General features: G+C 71.4%; 17 protein-coding genes and 2 pseudogenes. 7 read left to right on the top strand and 12 right to left on the bottom strand.

The window, feature by feature from the left end; all coding sequences use genetic code 11:
• The first annotated feature begins 528 nt into the window (after positions 1-528).
• Entirely contained in the window at positions 529-1,302 is a 774-nt protein-coding gene (locus tag ACTWQA_RS55655; protein WP_443166895.1) for a DUF3152 domain-containing protein, read from the top strand.
• Here the strand turns inward: ACTWQA_RS55655 and ACTWQA_RS55660 are convergent.
• On the bottom strand, positions 1,299-1,871 hold the full coding sequence (locus ACTWQA_RS55660; RefSeq protein ID WP_443166896.1) for a TetR/AcrR family transcriptional regulator: 573 nt from the start codon (positions 1,869-1,871) through the stop codon (positions 1,299-1,301). The genes ACTWQA_RS55655 and ACTWQA_RS55660 overlap by 4 nt on opposite strands.
• A 106-nt stretch (positions 1,872-1,977) precedes the next feature.
• Here ACTWQA_RS55660 and ACTWQA_RS55665 point away from each other — a divergent pair, with 106 nt between their 5' ends.
• Together ACTWQA_RS55665 and ACTWQA_RS55670 are read left to right on the top strand one after the other, a co-directional pair.
• Entirely contained in the window at positions 1,978-2,766 is a 789-nt protein-coding gene (locus ACTWQA_RS55665) for an oxidoreductase (protein WP_443166897.1), read from the top strand.
• A 90-nt stretch (positions 2,767-2,856) separates the two neighbouring features.
• Positions 2,857-3,987, top strand: a complete 1,131-nt coding sequence (locus tag ACTWQA_RS55670) for an MBL fold metallo-hydrolase (RefSeq protein WP_443166898.1) — start codon at positions 2,857-2,859, stop codon at positions 3,985-3,987.
• Positions 3,988-4,028: 41 nt separating this feature from the next.
• On the opposite strand, the gene ACTWQA_RS55675 is transcribed toward ACTWQA_RS55670, so the two are convergent.
• On the bottom strand, positions 4,029-6,401 hold the full coding sequence (locus ACTWQA_RS55675) for an AAA domain-containing protein (RefSeq protein ID WP_443166911.1): 2,373 nt from the start codon (positions 6,399-6,401) through the stop codon (positions 4,029-4,031).
• Complete coding sequence (locus ACTWQA_RS55680; protein ID WP_443166899.1) at positions 6,311-7,933, bottom strand: DUF4011 domain-containing protein; 1,623 nt, start codon at positions 7,931-7,933, stop codon at positions 6,311-6,313. The genes ACTWQA_RS55675 and ACTWQA_RS55680 overlap by 91 nt, the downstream gene beginning before the upstream one ends.
• 339 nt (positions 7,934-8,272) lie before the next feature.
• Here ACTWQA_RS55680 and ACTWQA_RS55685 point away from each other — a divergent pair, with 339 nt between their 5' ends.
• Together ACTWQA_RS55685 and ACTWQA_RS55690 are read left to right on the top strand one after the other, a co-directional pair.
• A complete protein-coding gene (locus ACTWQA_RS55685; RefSeq protein WP_443166900.1) occupies positions 8,273-9,883 on the top strand; it encodes an APC family permease in 1,611 nt (536 codons plus the stop codon).
• Positions 9,884-9,953: 70 nt separating this feature from the next.
• The gene (locus tag ACTWQA_RS55690; RefSeq protein WP_443166901.1) at positions 9,954-11,072 is read left to right on the top strand and encodes an epoxide hydrolase family protein; all 1,119 of its coding nucleotides are present in this window, start codon (positions 9,954-9,956) and stop codon (positions 11,070-11,072) included.
• A 102-nt stretch (positions 11,073-11,174) separates the two neighbouring features.
• On the opposite strand, the gene ACTWQA_RS55695 is transcribed toward ACTWQA_RS55690, so the two are convergent.
• On the bottom strand, positions 11,175-11,534 hold the full coding sequence (locus ACTWQA_RS55695) for a pentapeptide repeat-containing protein (protein WP_443166902.1): 360 nt from the start codon (positions 11,532-11,534) through the stop codon (positions 11,175-11,177).
• 132 nt (positions 11,535-11,666) lie between these two features.
• The gene (locus tag ACTWQA_RS55700; RefSeq protein ID WP_443166903.1) at positions 11,667-11,996 is read right to left on the bottom strand and encodes a hypothetical protein; all 330 of its coding nucleotides are present in this window, start codon (positions 11,994-11,996) and stop codon (positions 11,667-11,669) included.
• A gap of 86 nt (positions 11,997-12,082) precedes the next feature.
• Between ACTWQA_RS55700 and ACTWQA_RS55705 the strand changes: the two genes are divergently transcribed.
• Positions 12,083-12,301: an EF-hand domain-containing protein gene (locus ACTWQA_RS55705; protein ID WP_443166904.1), complete on the top strand. Its 219-nt coding sequence runs from the start codon at positions 12,083-12,085 to the stop codon at positions 12,299-12,301.
• 306 nt (positions 12,302-12,607) lie between these two features.
• On the opposite strand, the pseudogene ACTWQA_RS55710 reads toward ACTWQA_RS55705, so the two are convergent.
• Positions 12,608-13,174: pseudogene (locus ACTWQA_RS55710) on the bottom strand (IS1634 family transposase); the annotation flags it as partial.
• Positions 13,175-13,273: 99 nt separating this feature from the next.
• Entirely contained in the window at positions 13,274-13,786 is a 513-nt protein-coding gene (locus ACTWQA_RS55715) for an NUDIX hydrolase (RefSeq protein WP_443166905.1), read from the bottom strand.
• Positions 13,787-13,907: 121 nt separating this feature from the next.
• Here ACTWQA_RS55715 and ACTWQA_RS55720 point away from each other — a divergent pair, with 121 nt between their 5' ends.
• Positions 13,908-14,150, top strand: a complete 243-nt coding sequence (locus ACTWQA_RS55720) for a tyrosine-type recombinase/integrase (RefSeq protein WP_443166906.1) — start codon at positions 13,908-13,910, stop codon at positions 14,148-14,150.
• 57 nt (positions 14,151-14,207) lie between these two features.
• Here the strand turns inward: ACTWQA_RS55720 and ACTWQA_RS55725 are convergent, their stop codons facing one another.
• The 5 genes and pseudogenes from ACTWQA_RS55725 to ACTWQA_RS55745 all read right to left on the bottom strand — a co-directional run.
• Positions 14,208-15,200, bottom strand: a complete 993-nt coding sequence (locus ACTWQA_RS55725; protein ID WP_443166907.1) for a coiled-coil domain-containing protein — start codon at positions 15,198-15,200, stop codon at positions 14,208-14,210.
• A gap of 112 nt (positions 15,201-15,312) precedes the next feature.
• Positions 15,313-16,929, bottom strand: a complete 1,617-nt coding sequence (locus tag ACTWQA_RS55730) for a protein kinase domain-containing protein (protein ID WP_443166908.1) — start codon at positions 16,927-16,929, stop codon at positions 15,313-15,315.
• Positions 16,930-17,072: 143 nt separating this feature from the next.
• Entirely contained in the window at positions 17,073-18,176 is a 1,104-nt protein-coding gene (locus ACTWQA_RS55735) for an FAD-dependent oxidoreductase (protein ID WP_443166909.1), read from the bottom strand.
• A gap of 220 nt (positions 18,177-18,396) precedes the next feature.
• A complete protein-coding gene (locus tag ACTWQA_RS55740; protein ID WP_443166910.1) occupies positions 18,397-19,209 on the bottom strand; it encodes a phosphotransferase enzyme family protein in 813 nt (270 codons plus the stop codon).
• A gap of 99 nt (positions 19,210-19,308) precedes the next feature.
• Positions 19,309-19,602: pseudogene (locus ACTWQA_RS55745) on the bottom strand (hypothetical protein); the annotation flags it as partial.

Below are 19,602 nucleotides of genomic sequence, written 5' to 3' on the forward strand. Positions count from 1 at the left end.
GATCGACGACCTCGCCCAACAGGCAGGCCTCGCCGCCTAAACCCCGCCTAAACCAGCCCGTTCGAGCTCATTCGAACAAACTCCGGCTCACCATGACCGCCTCCGGGCGGCTAAGCCTTCTAGCCGACCTCCACCCTGTCCCCGGCACCGCAACAGGCTGCAACACCGGCGAAGGGACCCAGGCCCGACCGTCGAAGCGGCCCTCGGATTGAGGCATGCCGACCCAAGCAAATCCGGCTCCGATCGGCCCACAGCGGCAGCACACCCAGACGCCTAACCGCCTCCGCCCACCTCAACACAGCCAACTCGGAGATCATGGCTGAATTTCAGGCTTTCATAGCGAATGTGAGGAACAGTTCATACCCTCCGTCGCCCCCGCATCTTCGGCGCTCCGGACGAACGACGCCACCCGTCTTGCGCGGGAGCCCAACGCTCAGCCCGGCGGAGCCGGCCCCCGGCGACGTCAAGACGCTCAGCACCGTTGCGGTCCTGCCCCATGGGCTCGCGTCACCCCGGTGACCATATGTGATGAGCGGTTACGTAGAGTCGTATTTCTCCCCACCGTACACTCGTGGGGAGGACGCGTTGCCGCTGCTCACGCTGCTCGTGCTGGTGCTGCTCGCCGCCGCCTGCGCCGCCGAGCCACCCGCGCCCGTTCCCGTCGCTCCTTCCGCTCCCGCCGCTCGTGCCGTTCCTTCCGCCGCGCCGTCCAGCGCTCAGGCACGACCCGCCCCTTCCGCCGTGCCCGAGCCGGTCCCGCTGAAGGTGCCGCACGCGGCCTCCGGCAGGTACGCGGTCGTGCGCGGAGCCGCGCCGGCGCCGCCGGGTCGCGGGCCGACGATCCGGTATCTGGTCGAGGTGGAGCGCGGCCTGCCGGTCGACGCCCGCGCGTTCGCCGCCCAGGTGCATCGCATACTCAACGACGTCCGCGGGTGGGCCAGGTTCCAGCGTGTCGATCGCGGCCCGGTGCGGGTGCGGGTCGCCCTGTCCAGCCCGAGTCTCACCGTCCGCCAGTGCCTGCCGCTGCGCACCGGCGGCGAATTGTCCTGCTGGAACGGCACCCGCTCGATCATCAACGCCCGGCGCTGGGCGAAAGGCGTGCCGCAGTACGGGCGCGACCTGGCCGCGTACCGGGCCTACCTGATCAACCACGAGGTCGGCCACGCCCTCGGGCACCACCACGAGTCCTGCCCGGGTCCCGGCCGGCTCGCCCCGGTCATGGTCCAGCAATCGAAGTCGCTGGGCCGCTGCCGGCCGAACCCGTGGCCGCACCCCGACCGCAAACAGCGCGACGGCGCTTAGAGACCCTGTCCGGTGCCGACGCCCCGGAGCAGCGTGTCCACCACGCGGGTGGCGAGGGCCTCGGGGCCGGCGTCGCGGCTCTGGGCCGCCTCGTGGATCAGCGCGTAGTAGACCCGCCTGACCCAGCCAGGATCCACCTCGGCCCGCAGCACGCCGGCCGCCTGCGTCCTCCTGAAGAGGCGATCGCAGCGTTCCTCCACGTCCGCGTGCACCCTGGCCACCTCGGGGTCGTCCGACAGCGCCCGGCTCATCGCGAACCCCCAGGTGCTCTTGACCCGCAGCACGCTGGCCGTGACCTGGTAGAGCGCGACGAGCGGCGGCGTGTCCTCCGGGTGCGCGGACTCGACGGCCTCGGCGAACTGCCGGGTGGCCCATGCCGCCATCGCGTGCACCAGCGCCTCCCGCGAGGCGAAGCGCCGGTGCACGGTCGTGCGCGCCACCCCCGCGGCCTCGGCGATCTGCTCCATGCTGGCCGCCGGGTTCTTGCTGAGCACGCGCTCGGCCGCCTCCAGGATGGTCCGCACCGTCCGCGCCGCGTCCGACCGCACCGCCCGCGTCGTCTCACTCACCCCCACAGGGTACAGCACTGTCACGGCTACTCCATTAGTTGCATCATCGATGTTGCAAATTGTATGGTCTGGGCATCACAACTGATGCATCTCATGGAGGAGAACCATGGACCTGCGACTCACCGGCAAGACGGCCGTGGTGACCGGCGCGAGCAGAGGGCTGGGCCTGGCGATCGTCCAGGCGCTGACCGGCGAGGGCATGCGCGTGGTGGCCGCCGCCCGGACGATCTCGCCCGCGTTGAAGGAGACCGGCGCGGTCGCCGTGGCGGCCGACCTGTCCACCGCGCACGGCCCCGCCGAGGTGATCGACCGCGCCCTGGCCGAGCTTGGCGCGATCGACCTGCTGGTCAACAACGTGGGCGGCGGCGACGGAGGCGAGGGCCAGACCGGCGGGTTCCTCGACTTCGCCGACGAGCAGTGGCGGCAGACCTACGACCTGAACTTCCTCAGCGCCGTCCGCGCCACCAGAGCCGCCCTGCCGAGCCTCATCGGCCGCCGCGGCACTGTGATCAACGTCTCCTCGATCGGCGCCCGTCTGCCGCACAACGGCCCGCTGCCGTACACGACCGCCAAGGCGGCGCTGACCGCGTTCGGCAAGGCGCTGTCGGAGGAGTTCGGCCCCCAGGGGGTGCGGGTCAACACGATCTCACCCGGCATCACCCGCACCTCGATGTGGGAGTCCCCCGACGGGTACGGCGCCGCGGTGGCCGCCGCGCACGGCGTCGACCACGAGCCCTTCCTGGCGGCGCTGCCGTCCGTCAGCGGCATGACGACGGGCCGCCTCGTCCAGCCGGAGGAGGTCGCCGCGCTCGTGACGTGGCTCGCCTCGCCGCACGCCGGGAGCATCAACGGCGCCGACTACGTCATCGACGGCGGGACGATCAAAACAGTGTGACCTATCGCGATATATCGTAGGGGCGGGAACACCGGGGGGTCCTGGCCCGGTTGAGCGAAGTGAAGAGACCTCCGAAGGGGAGAGTGAGCGATGGCGGGTAAGCGGCGGGGCTCGACGGCACGGCGGATTCTGGCGGGCGGCGCGGCCCTCGTGGCGGCCGGCTGGGCGCTGCGGGACGTGCCGGCCGAGCTGGGCGTGCGGCCGCTGAGCTCGGGCCCGGACCGGGTGGCGCGGATGCGGCAGTCGGCGCAGTTCAGGGACGGCACCTTTTTCAACCCGATGCCCGAGCCCACGCATCTGATGACCACCCCACCCGTGAACCTGTTCGCCGAGATGGCCAAGAACAAGGAGCAGCGCCGCCCCGCGGGTCCCGTGCCGCTGCGGGTCCCCGCGCCGGGGCCGCCCCCCGCCGACGGCGTGCGCGTCGTCTGGTATGGCCACGCCTCCACGCTGGTGGAGATCGAGGGCAAGCGGGTGCTGTTCGACCCGGTGTGGAGCAAGCGTCCCTCCCCCTCGCAGCTGATCGGCCCGAAGCGGCACCACCCGGTGCCGGTCGCGATCGGCGAGTTGCCGCCGATCGACGCCATCGCGATCTCGCACGACCACTACGACCATCTGGACCTGGCGACCGTGCGCTCGCTGACCAGGACGCAGAAGGCGCCGTTCCTGGTGCCGCTGGGCATCGGCGCGCACCTGGAGCGGTGGGGCGTGCCCGCCTACCGGATCATCGAGCTCGACTGGGAGGAGGAGGCCCAGGTGGCGGGGCTGCGCTTCGTCGCCACGGCGGCCCGCCACTTCTCGGGGCGGGCGTTGACCCGCAACGACACGTTGTGGGGGTCCTGGGTGGTCGCCGGGGCGAGCAAGCGGGTGTTCTACGCGGGCGACTCCGGATACTTCGAGGGTTACCGGGGCATCGGGTCGGCCCACGGGCCGTTCGACCTGACGCTGATGCCGATCGGCGCCTACAGCCCCGCCTGGCCGGACATCCACATGAACCCGGAGGAGGCCGTCAACGCCCAGCTCGACCTTGGGGGCGAGCTGTTGCTGCCGGTGCACTGGGCGACGTTCACGCTGGCCCTGCATCCGTGGGCGGAGCCGGTCGATCGGCTGTGGCGGGAGGCCAAGGCACGCGATGTCAAGATCGTCGTGCCGCGGCCGGGCGAGGCCGTCGACACCACCGCGGCGCCGGCGGTGGACGGCTGGTGGGAGACGCTGAGCTGAGCGGGCGGCCCTCGCCGGGGCCGCCCGCTTGATCGGGGGCGTCAGCCGGGCCGGTCCAGCTCCCCGCCTGGCGCCCGCGAACGGCCGTCCACCTTCCCGCCCGGCGCCCGCGAACGGCCGTCCAGCTCCGCGGCGGGCGCTCGCGTGCGCCGCTCCAGCTCGCGCCGGGGCTCCGGTGGCCGGTGGTCCGGCTCCGCGGCCGCGTGGGGCGGCGGCGGCGCCGGCTCCGGCGCTCGCTCGGGTTCAGGCTCGGGTTCGGGTTCGTACGCCGCGACCGCCTCCTGATACGCCTGACGCAGCTTGTCCGCCTCGGCCTGCGGGTTGTGGAACCAGTTCGTGGACCACAGGCGGTGGAAGTTCCAGCCGAGCCGCTCCAGGTGCTCCTTGCGCAGCCGGTCGCGGTCGCGCACGCTGCGCGAGTCGCGGTAGGACGCGCCGTCGGCCTCGATCGCCAGGACCATACGGTCCGGGTCCTTCGGGTGGGTGGCGGCGAAGTCGACGCGGAAGCCACCCACGCCGTACTGCGGGACGACAGTGATGCCGTGCCTGGCCAGCCGGTCGCGTACGTCGGCCTCGAACGGATTGAGCGCCGTGCCGCCCGAGGCGTCGGCGGGGGTGCCGCCGGAGCCCGCGTACTCCAGGTAGTCGGCCAGCAGCCGGGCTCCCGCCTTGGTGACGCGGGCGGGGTCCACGTCGTGGCTGGAGAATGAGCTGACCAGGGTGAGCCGGTGCTTGGCGCGAGTGGCGGCCACGTTCAGCCGGCGCTCGCCGCCATCACGCAGCAGCGGGCCCCACTGGTAGCGCATGCGGCCGTCGCGGTGCTTGCCGTACCCGATGGTGAGGATGATCGCGTCGCGTTCGTCCCCCTGGACACGTTCGAGGTTCTTGACGAAGAACGGCTCCGGCGCGTCCTCGGCGAAGAAGTCCTCCAGTTCGGGATGCTCGGCCAGCGCCTCCCGCAGCGCCTGGTCGACGCGTTCGGCGTGGCGCATGCCGAGCGCGATCACGCCGAGCGACTCGCCCGGGCGGGCGCGGGCGTGGTCCAGCACCAGCTCCACGACCTTGTCCACCTCGGCCGGCACCGACGCCTCCTGACCGGGCCCGGTGGTCGAGGCCGCCGGCTGGGCGACGACCACGTGCCGCAGGCAGTCACCGCGCGACACGCCGGGGAACGTGGTCAGCGCGCCGCCATAGATACGGGCGTTCGAGAACGCCACCAGCCGCTCGTCCCTGCTGCGGTAGTGCCAGGTCAGCGGCCACGTCGGCAACAGCGGGCGGAGCGCGTCGAGCACCGACTCGAACCCCGCGCCGAACGACACCATGCTCTCCTCGTCCTCGGCGTCATCGGCCCCGTCACCCACCTGCCGGAAGAAGTTCGTCGGCGGGAGCTGCCGGTCGTCCCCGGCGACCACGATCTGGTGCGCCCGCATGACGGACGGGACCGCGTCGGCGGGCACGATCTGGCTGGCCTCGTCGAAGATCACCACGTCGAACAGCCTGGTCGCGGGGAGCACCTGGCTGACGATCAGCGGGGACATGGCCCAGCACGGCTTGAGCGCGAACAGCACATCGCCCGTCTGGTCGAGCAGGCGGCGCAACGGCAGCTGGCCCCGGCGCAGGGCCGCCTGCTTGCGGATCACCCTGGCCTGGAGCGGGTGCCGGTCCTCGGCGTCGCGCAGCCGGACCGCCCACGCCCTGCGGACCCGTGCCCGGTTGGCGGCCAGGTGCCGAATGTCGCGCTCACGGAAGTCGCCGGCGATCTCGTCGAGCGCGTCTCCCCTTTCCGCGGCGTAACGCGGGTCGCTGACCCTGACGTGGTCGAGGATGGAGGAGTACCAGGCGTGGTCGAACGCGGCCGCCGCCAGGTCCGCCGTCGCCTGCTTGCGTGCCAGGTCGTCGAGGAGCTGGCCGAGGCCCAGGGCGTCGAACCGCATGCCCAGGTCGTACAGTCTGGGCAGTTTCCACGCGGTGTCGCGGTCGGCGCAGAGCGCGGCGAGGACCTCGCCGGGGTCGTCGGGGACGCGTACGTAGGCGCGCAGGGAGGCCAGCTGTGCCTCGCACTCGGCCTGCAGCCGCAGCAGCCCGCCGAGATCGGACGGCGGCCACGGCGGCCTGCCGGGCGGGGACGTGCCGGGCGGGGACGTGCCGTCGGGACCGGCGCGCCAGGCGTCCGGCGCGGGTGGCGGGAGGCGGCGGGCGTCCCACTCGGCGAGCTGCTCGGCCGCCTCCGCCAGCGCCGCGTGCAGCTCGGCGCGCTCCGGCTTGCCGGCGCCCAGCCATAGGGCACGCGCCCGCTTGCGCAGCGCATGACGCTCCCGCAGCCCTAGGGGACCATCCCCGGCGGTGCCGTCGCCCGCGGCGGCGGCCAGGCGGGACGGGTCGGACTCGAAGACGCGGGGGGACAGGCGCCGCATCGTCTGTGCCACCCCGGCGAAGAGCTGCAGCACCGCCACCCGCTCCCGATGCCCCTCCGGCGCGCGCAGGCCTGCCTCGGCGCACGCCTGGTCCACCCGGTACGCCAGCAGCGGCAGCAGATGCGAATGCAGCCGGGACGCGAGATCGGCGGCCTGCCGGGCCTGCTCGGTGGTCCGCAGCGACGCCCCGTACGGGGCGTGCTGCCGGGACGCAGGGTGAACCCGCCCAGGTGGGCGAAGTCGCGCAGCTCGTCCCTGATCCGGTCGGCCGCCTCGCGGTCGATGCGCTCGGGAGGGAAGAGCCGCACCGGCGTCCGCGCCTCGGCCGGCACGCCGAGCAGCGCCGACTGGATCTGGAACGCCGACACCCCCCACGGCGGGCGCGGCTCGTGCAGCCCCGCCACGTGCCGCGACAGCCGGCGCTGCCGGTCGATGAGCCGCCGGTCCAGCTCCTGCTCGGGCCCTTCGGTCACGGTCTGGGCGAGGTCGAGCGTGTCGCCCAGGTCCCGGGCGATGCGCAGCCGGTCACGCGTGCCCTCGTGGATGTCGAGCACCAGGTCCCCCAGGTCGGCGCCCTTGAGCCGGGACAGCACGGCGTCGATCGCGGCCCGCTTCTCGGCCACGAACAGCACCTTGCGCCCTTTGGCGACCAACGCCGCGATCAGGTTCGCGATGGTCTGGCTCTTGCCGGTGCCCGGCGGCCCATGGATCACGAGGCTGCGGCCGGACAGCACGGCGTCGATGGCGCTGCGCTGAGAGGAGTCGGCGTCGAGCACCGAGTAGTCGTCCTCCGGCGAGTCCAGCGCCAGCACCTCCCCCCTGTCGCCCGACAGCAGCTCCTGCGCCTCGGCGTCGCCGGCGATGGCGGCCACCACGTCACTGTCGATCAGCAGCTCGCCCGCCGCCTGCATGTCCCTGACCATGGGCAGCTTGGAGTAGGTGAACGTGCCGATGACCCGCCGGTCCTGGATGTCGAATCCCGGCACCTCGGCGGCGGCCGCGATGGCGCGCAGCTGGTCGTGGTCGCCGGTGGCGCGCTCGGCGTCGGCGCCGTACACGGTGGCGAGCTTGTGCAGCAGCACCGGGTTGACCTCGTCCTCGTCGTCGAGCGCGAGGTGGAAATCGTCGTGCCTGGCCCGGGTGGGGGTGATGGTGAGGCCGCGCAGCAGCACGGGCGCGGCGGGCTCGAGGAACAGCTCGTCCCACCTGGCCATGCCGGTGGCCAGGTACGCGGCCCGCAGGCCGCGCTCCTCGAGCAGCTCGCGGGACTTGCGGTGGATGGCCTGCACGCGCCTGATCGCGTCGGCCCTGGCGTCGGCGTCGCTGAACAGGCGGGTGAGCCTGATCGAGCCGGTGCGGAGGAAGCGTTCGAGGTTCGCGGAGTCGGCCGTGGCCAGGTCGAGGGTGCCTGCCCGGCGGTCCTTGTAGTAGAGCAGCGTATTGCGCCCGCCCAGGTCGGTGAGCGCCGATATCCAGTTCGCCTGGGCCGCGGCGATCAGCTCGGCCCGGCGGTTGTCCGATGGCTCTGCCATGAACGCTACTTCTGCCCTGACGCGGCCTTTGCAGTCGCTTGACCCGGACACCGTACAGTCACGGGGCGAGAGAGGTGCCGCTTTACCGGGTCGAGCACGGGCTGCTGCTGCCCGTTTGCTCGGCACCCGGCTCATGCCGCGCTGGCGGGTGCGTTAGGCGCGCAAGTTCTCCCATCGGCATCCCAAAGTGCTCCTGCTCGACGAGCCGACCAGGGGCGTCGACGGGGCGACCAAGCTGGGCATGCAGGCGCTGCGGGACGGCGCCCGATTTCGTCGTCGTCTCATCCTCCGGATCGCACAGTGGTAGCGGCCCACTGGCGCGGGGCGAGGGAGGACACCATGGCACAGCAAGTCCAGCAGGCCCGCAAGGGCGGCAAGCTCAGGCGCGAGGTCGGGCTGGTCCCGCTCACCTTCTTCTCCCTCGGATCGATCATCGGCTCCGGCTGGCTCTTCGGCGCGCTCTACGCCGCCCAGGGCGCCGGCCCCGCGGCCGTGATCTCGTGGATCGTGGCGGGCGCCGGGATCGTCCTGCTGGCCGTCATCCACGCCGAGCTCGGCGGCGCCTACCCCACGGCCGGCGGCACCGCCCGGTTCTCGCACTTCGCCTTCGGCGGCCTGGGCGGCTACACGGTCGGCTGGGTGAGCTGGATCTACTCGGTCGCGCTCGCGCCGATCGAGGTGGAGGCGGCGGTGCAGTACGCCGCCAACTACCTGCCCTGGCTCATGCGCGACTCCGGCGGCACCGCCGTGCTGAGTCCCGCGGGGTATGCGGTGGCGGCGGTGCTCATGCTGGTCTTCTCCGTGATCAACGCCAAGGGGGTGCGGCTGTTCGCCGAGACCAACACCTGGACGGTGTGGTGGAAGATCGCGGTGCCGGTCCTGACGATCGTCGTGCTGATGCTCGTGGCGTTCCGGCCGGGCAACTTCACCGCCGCCGGCGGCTTCGCCCCTGAAGGGCTCAAGGGCATCCTGTCCGTGACGGCCTCGAGCGGCGTGGTCTTCGCGCTGCTGGGCTTCGAGTCGGCGATCCAGATGGCGGGAGAGAGCCGCAACCCCCGGCGCGACGTGCCGGCCGCGGTCATCGCGTCCACGCTCATCGGCGTCGGCGTCTACCTGCTGCTCCAGGTGGCGTTCCTCGGTGTGCTGAGCTTCGGCGACCTGGAGGGCGGCTGGGCGCACCTCGGCTTCGCCGGGGAGTTCGGCCCGTTCGCCGGCCTCGCCTCCGCGCTCGGGCTCGGGTGGCTGGCCTTCGTCCTGTACGCCGACGCGGTGATCTCACCCGCCGGCACCGGACTCATCTACACCGGCACCCAGGCCCGACTGCTCTACGCCATGGGCAGGGACCGTTTCCTTCCGGCGTCGTTCGGGCGGCTGAGCGGCCAGGGGGTTCCGCTGGGCGGCATCGTGTGCGGGTTCGCCGTCGGCATGCTGATCCTCTTTCCGTTCCCCAGCTGGAAGCAGCTCGTCGGGTTCGTCACCTCGGCGGCCGTGCTGATGTACGCGCCGGCCCCGATCGCGCTGGCGGCGCTGCGGCACAGCGACCCGGAACGGCCGCGGCCGTTCCGGGTGCCCGCCGCGGGCGTGCTGGCGCCGCTCGGCTTCGTCATGGCCAGCCTGCTCATCTTCTGGGCCGGGTGGACGACGGTGTGGCATCTGCTCGCCGCCGTGGCCGTCGGTGCCGTGATGTTCGCGATCTCGCAGGCCCTCCTCCCGGCCGCGGACCGGCCGTGGCTGGACTGGCGCTGGTCGGTGTGGATGTGGCCGTACTTCGCCGGTCTGGCGGCGCTGTCGTACCTGGGATCGTTCGACGGCCGCGGCGTCCTGCCGTTCGGCTGGGACATGCTCGCGGTGGCCGCCTTCGCGCTGGCGATCTACTCCTACGCGCTGAGCCGGCCGCTGCCGGGGCGGATCGTGCGGCAATACGTGGAGGAAGCCGATGCAAACGCGTGACGTGCTGACCCCGTTGCGCGCTACTGTCGTATGCTGTACGGTACAGCGTACGACAACAATGGGAGACACCTTGACCCTGAGTGACATCCGGCCCTTCCGCCTGGAGACCGATCCGGCCGACCTGGCGGACCTGCGTGCCCGGCTCGAGCGGGTGCGCTGGCCGGACGAGGTGCCCGGACTCGGCTGGAGCTACGGCGTTCCCCTCGCCCACCTCCAGGGCCTGGTCGAGCACTGGCGCACCGGCTACGACTGGCCCGCGGCACAGTCCGAGCTCAACGCGCACGACCAGTTCGTCACCGAGATCGACGGGCAGCGCATCCACTTCCTCCACGTGCGCTGCGCCGACCCCGGCGCCCTGCCCCTGCTGATCACCCACGGCTGGCCCAGCTCCCCGGTGGAATACCTCGACGTGATCGAGCCGCTCAGCCGCGACTTCCACCTGGTCATCCCGTCCCTGCCGGGCTACGGCCTGTCCGGCCCCACCCGCGAGACGGGATGGGGCTCCACGCGGATCGCCCGCGCCTGGCTGCAGCTCATGACCCGGCTCGGATACGAGCGCTTCGGGGTGCAGGGCGGCGACTGGGGCACGTGGATCTCACGCGAGGTCGGTGTGCTGGCCCCCGAGCGGGTCGCCGGCATGCACGGCAACGGCATCATCTGCTTCCCCATCGGCGCCCCCGGCGAGCTCGACGGCCTGACCGAGGTGGAGCAGGAGCGGATGGCCTTCCGCGAGCGCTACCTGACCGGCCAATACGGCTACAAGCTCATCCAGTCCACCCGCCCGCAGACGTTCGCGTACGGCATGGCCGACTCCCCCGTCGCGCTGCTGGCCTGGTTCGCCAGCGTCTACCACGAGTGGAGCGACGCCGAGATCGACACCGACCGGCTGCTCACCACGGTCATGCTCTACTGGCTGACCAACACCGCGGGATCGGCGGCCCGCTCCTTCGTCGAGACGCCCGACACCGACCAGGACACCAGCGTCGAATGGGAGCTCAAACCCGCGACGGTGCCGACGTCGATCTCGGTGTTCCCCAAGGACATCCTGCGGCCGATCCGGCGCTTCGCCGAGCGGGACAACAACCTCGTCGGCTGGGTGGAGCACGAGCGCGGCGGCACGTTCGCCGCGATGGAGCAGCCGGAGACGTTCGTGGCCGACGTCCGGGAGTTCTTCGCGGCTCTGGGTTAGTACACCGAGATGTGATCTGGCGATCGTGAGCTGCACAGATTGCGTCAGTGTGTCTCTGAGCTGCTGCGGCGTCTTTGCGGGTTGTCGACGTTTCTCGGCGTCTCACGTGCTCGTGTGCCCTCGTTGTGCCCCGGAGTGAGGTTGGCGCCATGGTCTGTGTGGCATGAGAAACGGTCCTCTCCGCAGTGGGGAGAGGACCGTATGAGGCTGCTCGTCAGCGCCGCTCAGGTCCGCGTCGCGCAGATCCGTGCCAATCAGAAACGCGACGCGCAGGTCCGCGCCGGCCAGGCGCGCGCCGCCCAGCCCCACACTCCACAAGTTCGCGCCGCGCAGGTCAGAACCGCTCAGGTCCGTACGGTGAAGGTTCGCGCCGCGCAGATCTACGTAGGGGAAGCGTGCCCGAGAGAAATCGGCAACACCTTTGCTCCCGCGTAGGCCCGGGGCGATGGTGAGGGCGGCCAAAACATCGGCCCCGGCCTGGTGAACGGGATGTTAAGGGCGACCGTATCGGTATCGGTGCAGGTTTTAGGAAGTGTTGTCTGCCTCGTCGGCAGGGTGCAGAAGTCGTGATTACGCACGAAGGCGGCCAGCACGCTACGGATGGTTTCGCTGTCGGGGGGAGTCGGCAGCGGACCACCCCTGAGCGAGGACCTTCGCCCGCAGACGGGAGGTGTGCCCGTAGCGGAGGACGTGCCAGGGGAAGTCCTCCCCAGACACCGTCCGGTCGTCCAGGTCGTGCCCGCGGATGATGCGGGCGAGCCGGTCCAGACAACCGCCCATGGCCGTCTTCGACCCCTCCGACCACAGGTTGTCCAGGTACGTCCAGCAGGAGTTCCGGATTGGGTCCACGCGGACCACGTTGCCGGCGAGCAGTTCCCCGCCAGCGGGGACGACACGGGCGGGCAGCCGGTCAGTGGTCGTCACAGGTTTCTCCTCGCGCGAAGTACAAGCTCGTGCTTCGATGTTGCTTTGTCCGTACATCGCATGAATCGCATGATGAGAGGTCACCCATGCCATATCTTGACGACCCGACCGCCACGTTCCAGGAGTTCGACAGCGACGGGGACGGATACATCACGCGCGAGGAGTTCGCGCTGGCCATGAACGCGCGCGGCGAGGTGGTCACCGCCGCCGAGCTCGACTCGATCTTCCAGGCTTCGGACGAGCACGATGGGGACGCGGACGCGCGCATCTCGTTGGCGGAGTTCCTGGTGGCCTGGAACAAGTGACGGCGCGCCTGCCGGCCGTAAACGATCAACCGGTTGCCCCGGCAGGCCAGCACTTGGTAGTCCGGCGCACTCCGCCTCAGACCTGCCGTCTCAGCCCCTCCTGCCAGGTCTCGCGCGTGCGCGCGCGTTAGCCTCCCGAAACTCCCGGAGCGGTCCCGCCCTGTCCAAGCCGCGAAGTCCTCGGCAGGGATACCGCGGCGCGATCACTCCAGCGGCCGGATCGGAGATGCCAAGGCGCCGTTGGCCGTGAACCCAACATCTGGTCCCGGCGGGACCGCGTAGCTGCGGCGGGCCAGGGCTGGATGAAGATGTGCCCGCCTCCTCGATCGCCCGCTTGTTCGCCTCGGAGATCATCCCCGCGTCGGCCACGATGGTGACATCGGCGAGCCGGTGGGCGGTCATGAACGCCTGGATGACCGGGAGCATGGTGTGCGTCTCGGCCTTGTTGCCCACGAAGGCCTGCACCATCAGCGGGAACCCGCCGCTTGCCGGTCCCAAGCGGGCGTGCGCGGCGCACGCTTCAGCCAGGGTCTTGCGCCACTGCTGGTCGGCATACAGCGGCAGCCGGCGCTTCACCGTCGCATACGACATCGGGGTCATGCCCGCTTCGTCCAGCACGCGCAGGCTGTCCTGCTTGCTGGTCGGTTCGATCACCCGGGCCAGCACCAACGGCCGGAACACCTCATCAACGGCGTCGAACCCGAGCGCGGCGTAAGCGCGGGACAGGGCATCCCACAGGTGCTCCATCCGAGAGCTGGCGATCTCCAGCGGCCCTCATGCGACCGGGCCGGCGTCATCCAGCCCGAGATCCAGCTCTTCCTGCCCAGCAGCAAGCCGCTGACGCGCGATGGCCTCGAGCGTCTCCAACTCCGCCGCCAGCACGACCGCGACACCGGAGTACGTCGGCTGCCAGCCCGGACTACGGGCATGGGGCCATGCAGCTGAGCCATCCACTCGACATGATGCCGCCGATCAGCCAGCCGACGGCCGGCCCTCGTGCCCGGATATCAAATATCGGCGCAACGCCTCTCGCCCAGCGGGAACGAAAGGCCATCGATCAACGGCCTCCCGCAGTTCGAGCTCTGTGAGCCAGGCATGCCAAGCGATCTCGGACGGATCCGGAACCAATGGCTCGATGATCACGGCCTCATGCACCCCGAACCAGACAGGGCTGACCCCATCCCGGCACAGGAACTTGAACATGAAACGCACCGGGACGTCGGCACCCAGTTCCTCGGACAGCTCGCGGGCCGCCGCGTCCTCATACGACTCGCCCACGTCCACGGCACCGCCGACCATCACGTCATAGTGGCCGGGAAAGCGAGTGTGCTGTTCCGCTCGGCGCAGCACGAGGATCCGCCGCATCGGATCGCGACAGATCGTCGTCGCGATCCGATGCATCCATCGCCGACGCTCCGCCTCTGCCCGGTCCACGACTCCCAGCACGCGGTCCCGTTCATCCACCCGCTCGACCAGCTCGCTCACGCAGGACACGATCGCAGGCACCACCGACAACCTGCTCTGCGAGCACCCCAAGCCAGTGATCTGCGTCACATGACCTACTCGGAAACGCAACACGAGCGACGACCCCAGCGCGAACACCCCGATGGAAAGCCACCTGCTCGATCGCCACACGAACACAACCGCACACACAGCGAGTGCGGGCAGAAGCCGGAACTTCGCTTCCGTGTTGCTGGAAGCCGGCGTGTCCATCAAGGCCGTGGCCGAGTTCCTGGGACACGCCGATCCTGGGTTCACTCTCCGGACGTACACGCATCTCATGTCATCGAGCGAAGATCGTATGCGTGAGGCGATCGAGAAGGCGTGGAGTGCCCTAGAAGTGCCCTGATCAGTGGATGGCATCGGGTAGGAGGGTGATGACCAGGAACAAACAGTCCCCTCCCTCCTAGTACACCGAGATGTGCGGGTGGTCGTAGTGGTTGGCGGTGGTGCCGCCGCGGTCCGACATCGTGCGCCAGGCCCCGGTGCGGACGTGCCAGATGCGCTGCCGGTAGATGACGTACATGATGCCGAGGCGCTTGGCGTTCTTGATCGCCCAGTTGGCGATCTCGTCGCCGCGCTTGAGCTCCTCCGCCGACGGCAACGCGCCACCCCGGCTCAGCATGAAGTCGCACGCCCGGCCCAGGGGGTGCTCGCCGCCGTCCTGGATGGCCCGGTAGCAGCCGATCCCGTACGGCACCTCGAACCGTTCCTGGATGAGCTGCCTGACCAGCGCCATCCGCGGCGTGATGTGATCGGGCCCCTGCGGCAACTGCGGCACGAACGTGCCGTCGGGCCGCAGGCCCGGTGCCTTGTAGAGCTGGTCGATCTTGTCCCGGATGCGCTCGATCTGCCGCTCGGCCTTCTTCTTGCGCTTCTCCAGCTCGCCGACGGTGCGCTCGAGATCCCCGGCACGGGCGGCCGCCTCGTCCTGCGCCTGCTGCCGGTCGTCCCTGACCTTGGCGAAGCCGCGGAGCCTGGCGTCCTGGAGTGCGACGAGGTGCTGGACGAGCGCCATCCTGCCGAGGAGCCCGGACGGGTCCTGCGGCCCGGTCAGCAGGGCGACCTGGCTGGGCTCGGTGCCGGTGTACTGGGCGATGGCCATCGCCCTGAGCTCGGTGGAGTTCTGGTCGTAGACCTCCTGGGCGGCGGCCAGCTTCTCACGTGCTGATTTTTCGGCTTTTTCAGCCTTCTGGTGGGCGATGCGGCTGTTGTAGTAGTCGGTGATGAGCTTGTCCGACTCCTTCTGGAGCGCGGCGAGTTCGTTCTTGAGCTGCTTCACCGTGGGCTTGGGCTCGGCCCGCGCCGCGGCCGGCGCCGCCGCCAGGAGGGCGACGGTGAGGACGACGACCACCCCGCGCCGAGCACCCGACCGGAAGGTGGGGGACGCAACCGCCACGCTTCTCCTTATTGAGAGCCGCAGGGCAGGTTCCGGTCAGGAGGTAATCAGGTCCGGGGTCGCCCTCTATCCGACGCTCGATAGTAGGGGATCGGGTGCGGCGGCGTGCAACTCACCGCTTTTCCGCATCACGCGGCCGCCGCGCCCGGCGGGCCACGATCTGCCGGCCGAGCAGCACCGATCCTGGCACCAGCACCATGCCGAGCAGACTGGAGCCCAGCCCCACGCCGATGTCGGCATCCAGCAGGCCGTCGCCGTCACCGCCCAGCACCGGCACGTCGAGCGACACCCCGACCGAGATGGAGATCAGCGGCTCGGGGTTCTCGGCGGGCGGGGGCGTGCTGGGATCCGGCGCCCTGGTGGTGGGCGGAGGGTCGTCATCCGGGCTGCTAGGTGGCGGGTCGTCGGGCGGCTCGGTGGTGGGCGGCGGGGTGCTCGGCCGCGGCTCCTGCGAACGCGTCGGCTCCTGCGAGCGGGTCGGCTCGCCGGTCGGATTCCAGGTCTCCGTGGGCGGCGCGGGCCGCGGGGCGTCCGTCGTCGGGGCCGGTCGGCCCGTGGGCGGACCCGTCGGGTCGGGGTACAGAGTGGGATCGCCGGACACCGTGATCGGCGGCGTTTCCGAGAGGGACGCGCGCGGCGTGGTCAGATCCGGCGTGGGGGTGACGGGATCGGCGGTCGGCGGCGGCGCCGACGTGGCCGGCGGGAGCGCGGTGCCGCTCTCGAGCTCGGGAGGCCCGCCCAGGATGACGAACGCCGACACCACCGCCGCCGCGGTGGCCAGCACCAGCCCGCCGGTCATCGCGAACTTGGTCACGGGCGTCAGACCGCTGTGGAACATGCTGGTGGCGGCGTCGCCGGACGCGGCCGCCTGCGCTCTCGGCAGCAGCGCGACGAGCGGCACGGCCAGGACTCCCAGCCCCGTCCGCCCTCGCGACTCCCACTCCTCGCCGTACTCCGTCAGCGCGACGTCCTCCAGCTCCGCCAGGAACGCCTCGGCCGACTCCGGGCGCGCCGCGGGGTCCTTGGCCAGGCCGTGCTGCAGGAGTGGGCGCAGCGGCTCCTCGACGTCCTCCAGCGGAGGCACGGCGTGCTGGTGCAGATAGGCCAGCGCGGCGACGTTCTCGCCATGGAAGGCCCGGTGGCCGGTCAGGCACTCGAAGAACACCAGCGTCGCGGCGTACACGTCGGTGGCCGGGCTGGCCGGTCCGTCGTCCCACTGCTCCGGCGCCATGTACGACGGCGTGCCCACCAGCGCGGCCTGCTCACCGAAGCGGGCCGCCACGCCGAAGTCGACGAGCTTGCTGTCGCCGTCCTGGGTGATGAGCACGTTCTCGGGCTTGAAGTCGCGGTGCACCACCCCGCGCCGGTGGGCCTCGGCCAGCCCGAGCAGCGCCCCCTTCAGCACCGCGAGCGCGGCCTCGGCGCCCGTCCTGCCTTCCTCCTCCAGCAGCCGCCGCAGCGTGACACCGTCGACGAGCTCCATCACGATGACGGCGTCCTGCGGGGACTCGACGTAGTCCAGCACGCGGGCCGTGTGCGGGCTGTCGATCTCCCGGATCAGGTCGGCCTCGGCCCTGAACCGCTCGACGAACCCCTCGTCCTGGAGCAGCGGCTCGGATAAGTGCTTGATCGCGACCGGGAGGCCGTCGGCGTCGCGGACGGCCAGCATCACCCTGCCCGTCCCGCCGTGGCCGAGTTCCCGGATCTCGGTGTAGCCGGGAACCTGCATGTGGGACCTCCTAGACCCCCGATAAGATCCTTATGTCTGGAAGCTAACCTGAGGTCACGCGCCGTGTCGACCCCTTTCGGCAGAGTGAGCGCACCTATGCCGCAATCGGTATCTTTACTACTACATATAGTAGGCGGGCACCGTCAGGCTGCAGGGCGGGCCGGGTGCGCGGTCAGGTACGCGCGGACGTTGCGGGCGGCCTCGCGGCCGGCGCGGTTGGCGCCGATGGTGCTGGCGGACGGCCCATAGCCGACGAGTTGGAGCGCGGGTTCCCTGACGACCTGCGTGCCGTCCATCATGATGCCGCCGCCCGGCTCCCTGAGGCGCAGGGGTGCGAGGTGGTCGAGCGCGGAGCGGAAGCCGGTGGCCCAGATGATCGTGTCGGCCCGCCAGTGCCGTCCGTCCGCCCAGGCGACGCCGTCCGCGGCGATGCGCTGGAACATGGGCAAGCGTTCCAGCGCGCCTTTGTCCAGCGCCTCGCGGACGACGGGCGTGTAGCCAAGCCCCGTGACGCTGACGACGCTTCCCGGCGGGAGCCCGGCGCGTACCCGTTCCTCGACCATGGCGACGGCGGCCCGCCTGGCGTCCTCGCTGAACTCCTCCTCACGCAGGACGGCCGGGCGCCGGGTCACCCACGTCGTCGCGGCGGCGATGCCGGCGATCTCCGACAACACGTGCATGGCGGAATGGCCCCCGCCGACCACGACCACCCGCCGCCCCGCGAACTCCTCCGGCCCTCGATAATCCGCGTAGTGCAGCTGCCGCCCCGCGAATGAGGACGCGCCCGGGTAGTAGGGCCAGTACGGCCGGGTCCACGTGCCGGTCGCGTTGACCACGGCCCGGGCCGCCCATTCCCCGGCGCCGGTCCCGATCAGGAGCCGGCCGCCCGGGCCGCGCCGGACGACGCTCACCTTGACCGGCCGCACGACCTCCAGCCCCACCGTGCGCTCGTAGTCGCCGAAGTACGCCGGGACCACGTCGGCGACGGGCACCGCGCCGTCCTCGTCGTGGGGCCGGCGTACGCCCGGCAGGTCGAAGACGCCGTGCACCTTGTCCATGGTCAGCGACGGCGACCGGTGCCGCCACGCCCCTCCCGGCCCCGGCTCGGCGTCGAGCACGACCGGCTCGAACCCGAACCGCCCCAGGAAGTACGCGCTGGACAGGCCCGCCTGCCCCGCGCCGATCACCACGACGTCGCTGTTCTCCACGATCAGGTGCAACCGCCGCCAACCCCAGGGTCTTCCCACCCTCAGATCGATGCGCCGGCGGCCCGCCCACGGGTGCCGCGCGGCCGGTGACCGAACTCGGCTCGCGCCACGATGTCGTCCGCCGTCATCTCCCGGGCGGACAGCGCCGGCAACGTCCGGGTGATCGGCCGCGCCGGGGCAACCGGTCTCGCCCACGGCCGCCGGCCCCCGGAGCCGATGCCGGTCCCGTCCGCGTCCAGCCGGCCGGCGGCCGTTGTCGTCAGTCGATCAGCGCGGCCGTGAACGTCGCCTCGTGCCGCGCGATGTGCTCGATGTCGGTGCGGTAGAGGCGGTCGTCGCCCCTGGCGATGTGGCTCGCGAACGCCTCGTGGCCGGCGGCGGCCTGCTCGTGCATGTGGCGCACGAGGTGGTCGAGGCGGGCCCGGGCTGTCGCGGCCAGCTCACCGCGGGCGGCGTCGTCCAGGCCGTACGCATCGGCGAACAGCCTGAGCCTGCGCGCCTGCTCCGGCGCCGGGTACGTGCTCAGATGGCGCGGGTCGGTCAGGGGAACGAACCGGTAGGCGGCGTACGCGACGTCCCAGACGCGCGGGCCCGGGTGGGCCGTGTCGAAGTCGATGAACGCGACCGGCCGGCCGTCACGGAACACGCAGTTGTACGGGGCGACGTCGCCGTGACAGATGACCTCCGCCGGGGCGACCGCCGGCCAATACCAGGCCACATCCTGATTCTTCGGGAAATCCAGGGTGGCGTCGTGGAGTTCCCGCAGCAGTCTGCCGACGCCCTCCAGCACCTCGTCCGACAGCACCCAGTCCGGCAGGGGGTAGCCGGGCACGTCGCCGGGCACGAAGTCCAGGACCTCCCGGCCCTCGCCGTCGATCCCGTGGCAACCGGGCGCGCCCGCGAACCCGCGGGCCGCGAGGTGATCGAGCACGGCATGCACGCCCGCCGTCCACGGCCCCACCGGCCGCCGCACCGTGTCCCCGACCCGCACGACATGGTTGACGCCTCCGCCGGCCAGCACCTCCACGTCCGCCTCCGCTGTCTGCCGTCCCCCGGCGGGTGTCACGTGCACGCTGTGGCTCCTCCTGTTCGTCCTGTCTTGATCGTCGCCCGGCCGTCAGTGTGCCACGCGGCGCCAGGACATCGCCCCCGAATAACCGGCGGGTGAGCCTCAGCGGCGGGCGCCGAAGGCGACGGCCGTGGTGGAGGCGATGACCGACACCAGCACGACGATGACCAGGACGGTGCCGAGCGGGCTCGTGCGGCGCGGCGGCGGCATGACCGGCCTGACCCGGACTTGGGACGTGGCCGTGGGGGTGGGCGTGGGCGTGGGGGTGGGCGTGGGCGTCGGGGAGGGGGACGGCACACGGACCGCCGTCATCCGGCGGGGCTCGGGACGAGGCGCCGCGCGCGGCCGGTGCCGGGGGCACTCCCCCACCTGCACCCGCTCGCCGCACACCGCGCC

Origin of the sequence: Nonomuraea sp. 10N515B (genome assembly GCF_052245915.1) — a bacterium.
In the GTDB taxonomy this organism is placed as follows: domain Bacteria; phylum Actinomycetota; class Actinomycetes; order Streptosporangiales; family Streptosporangiaceae; genus Nonomuraea.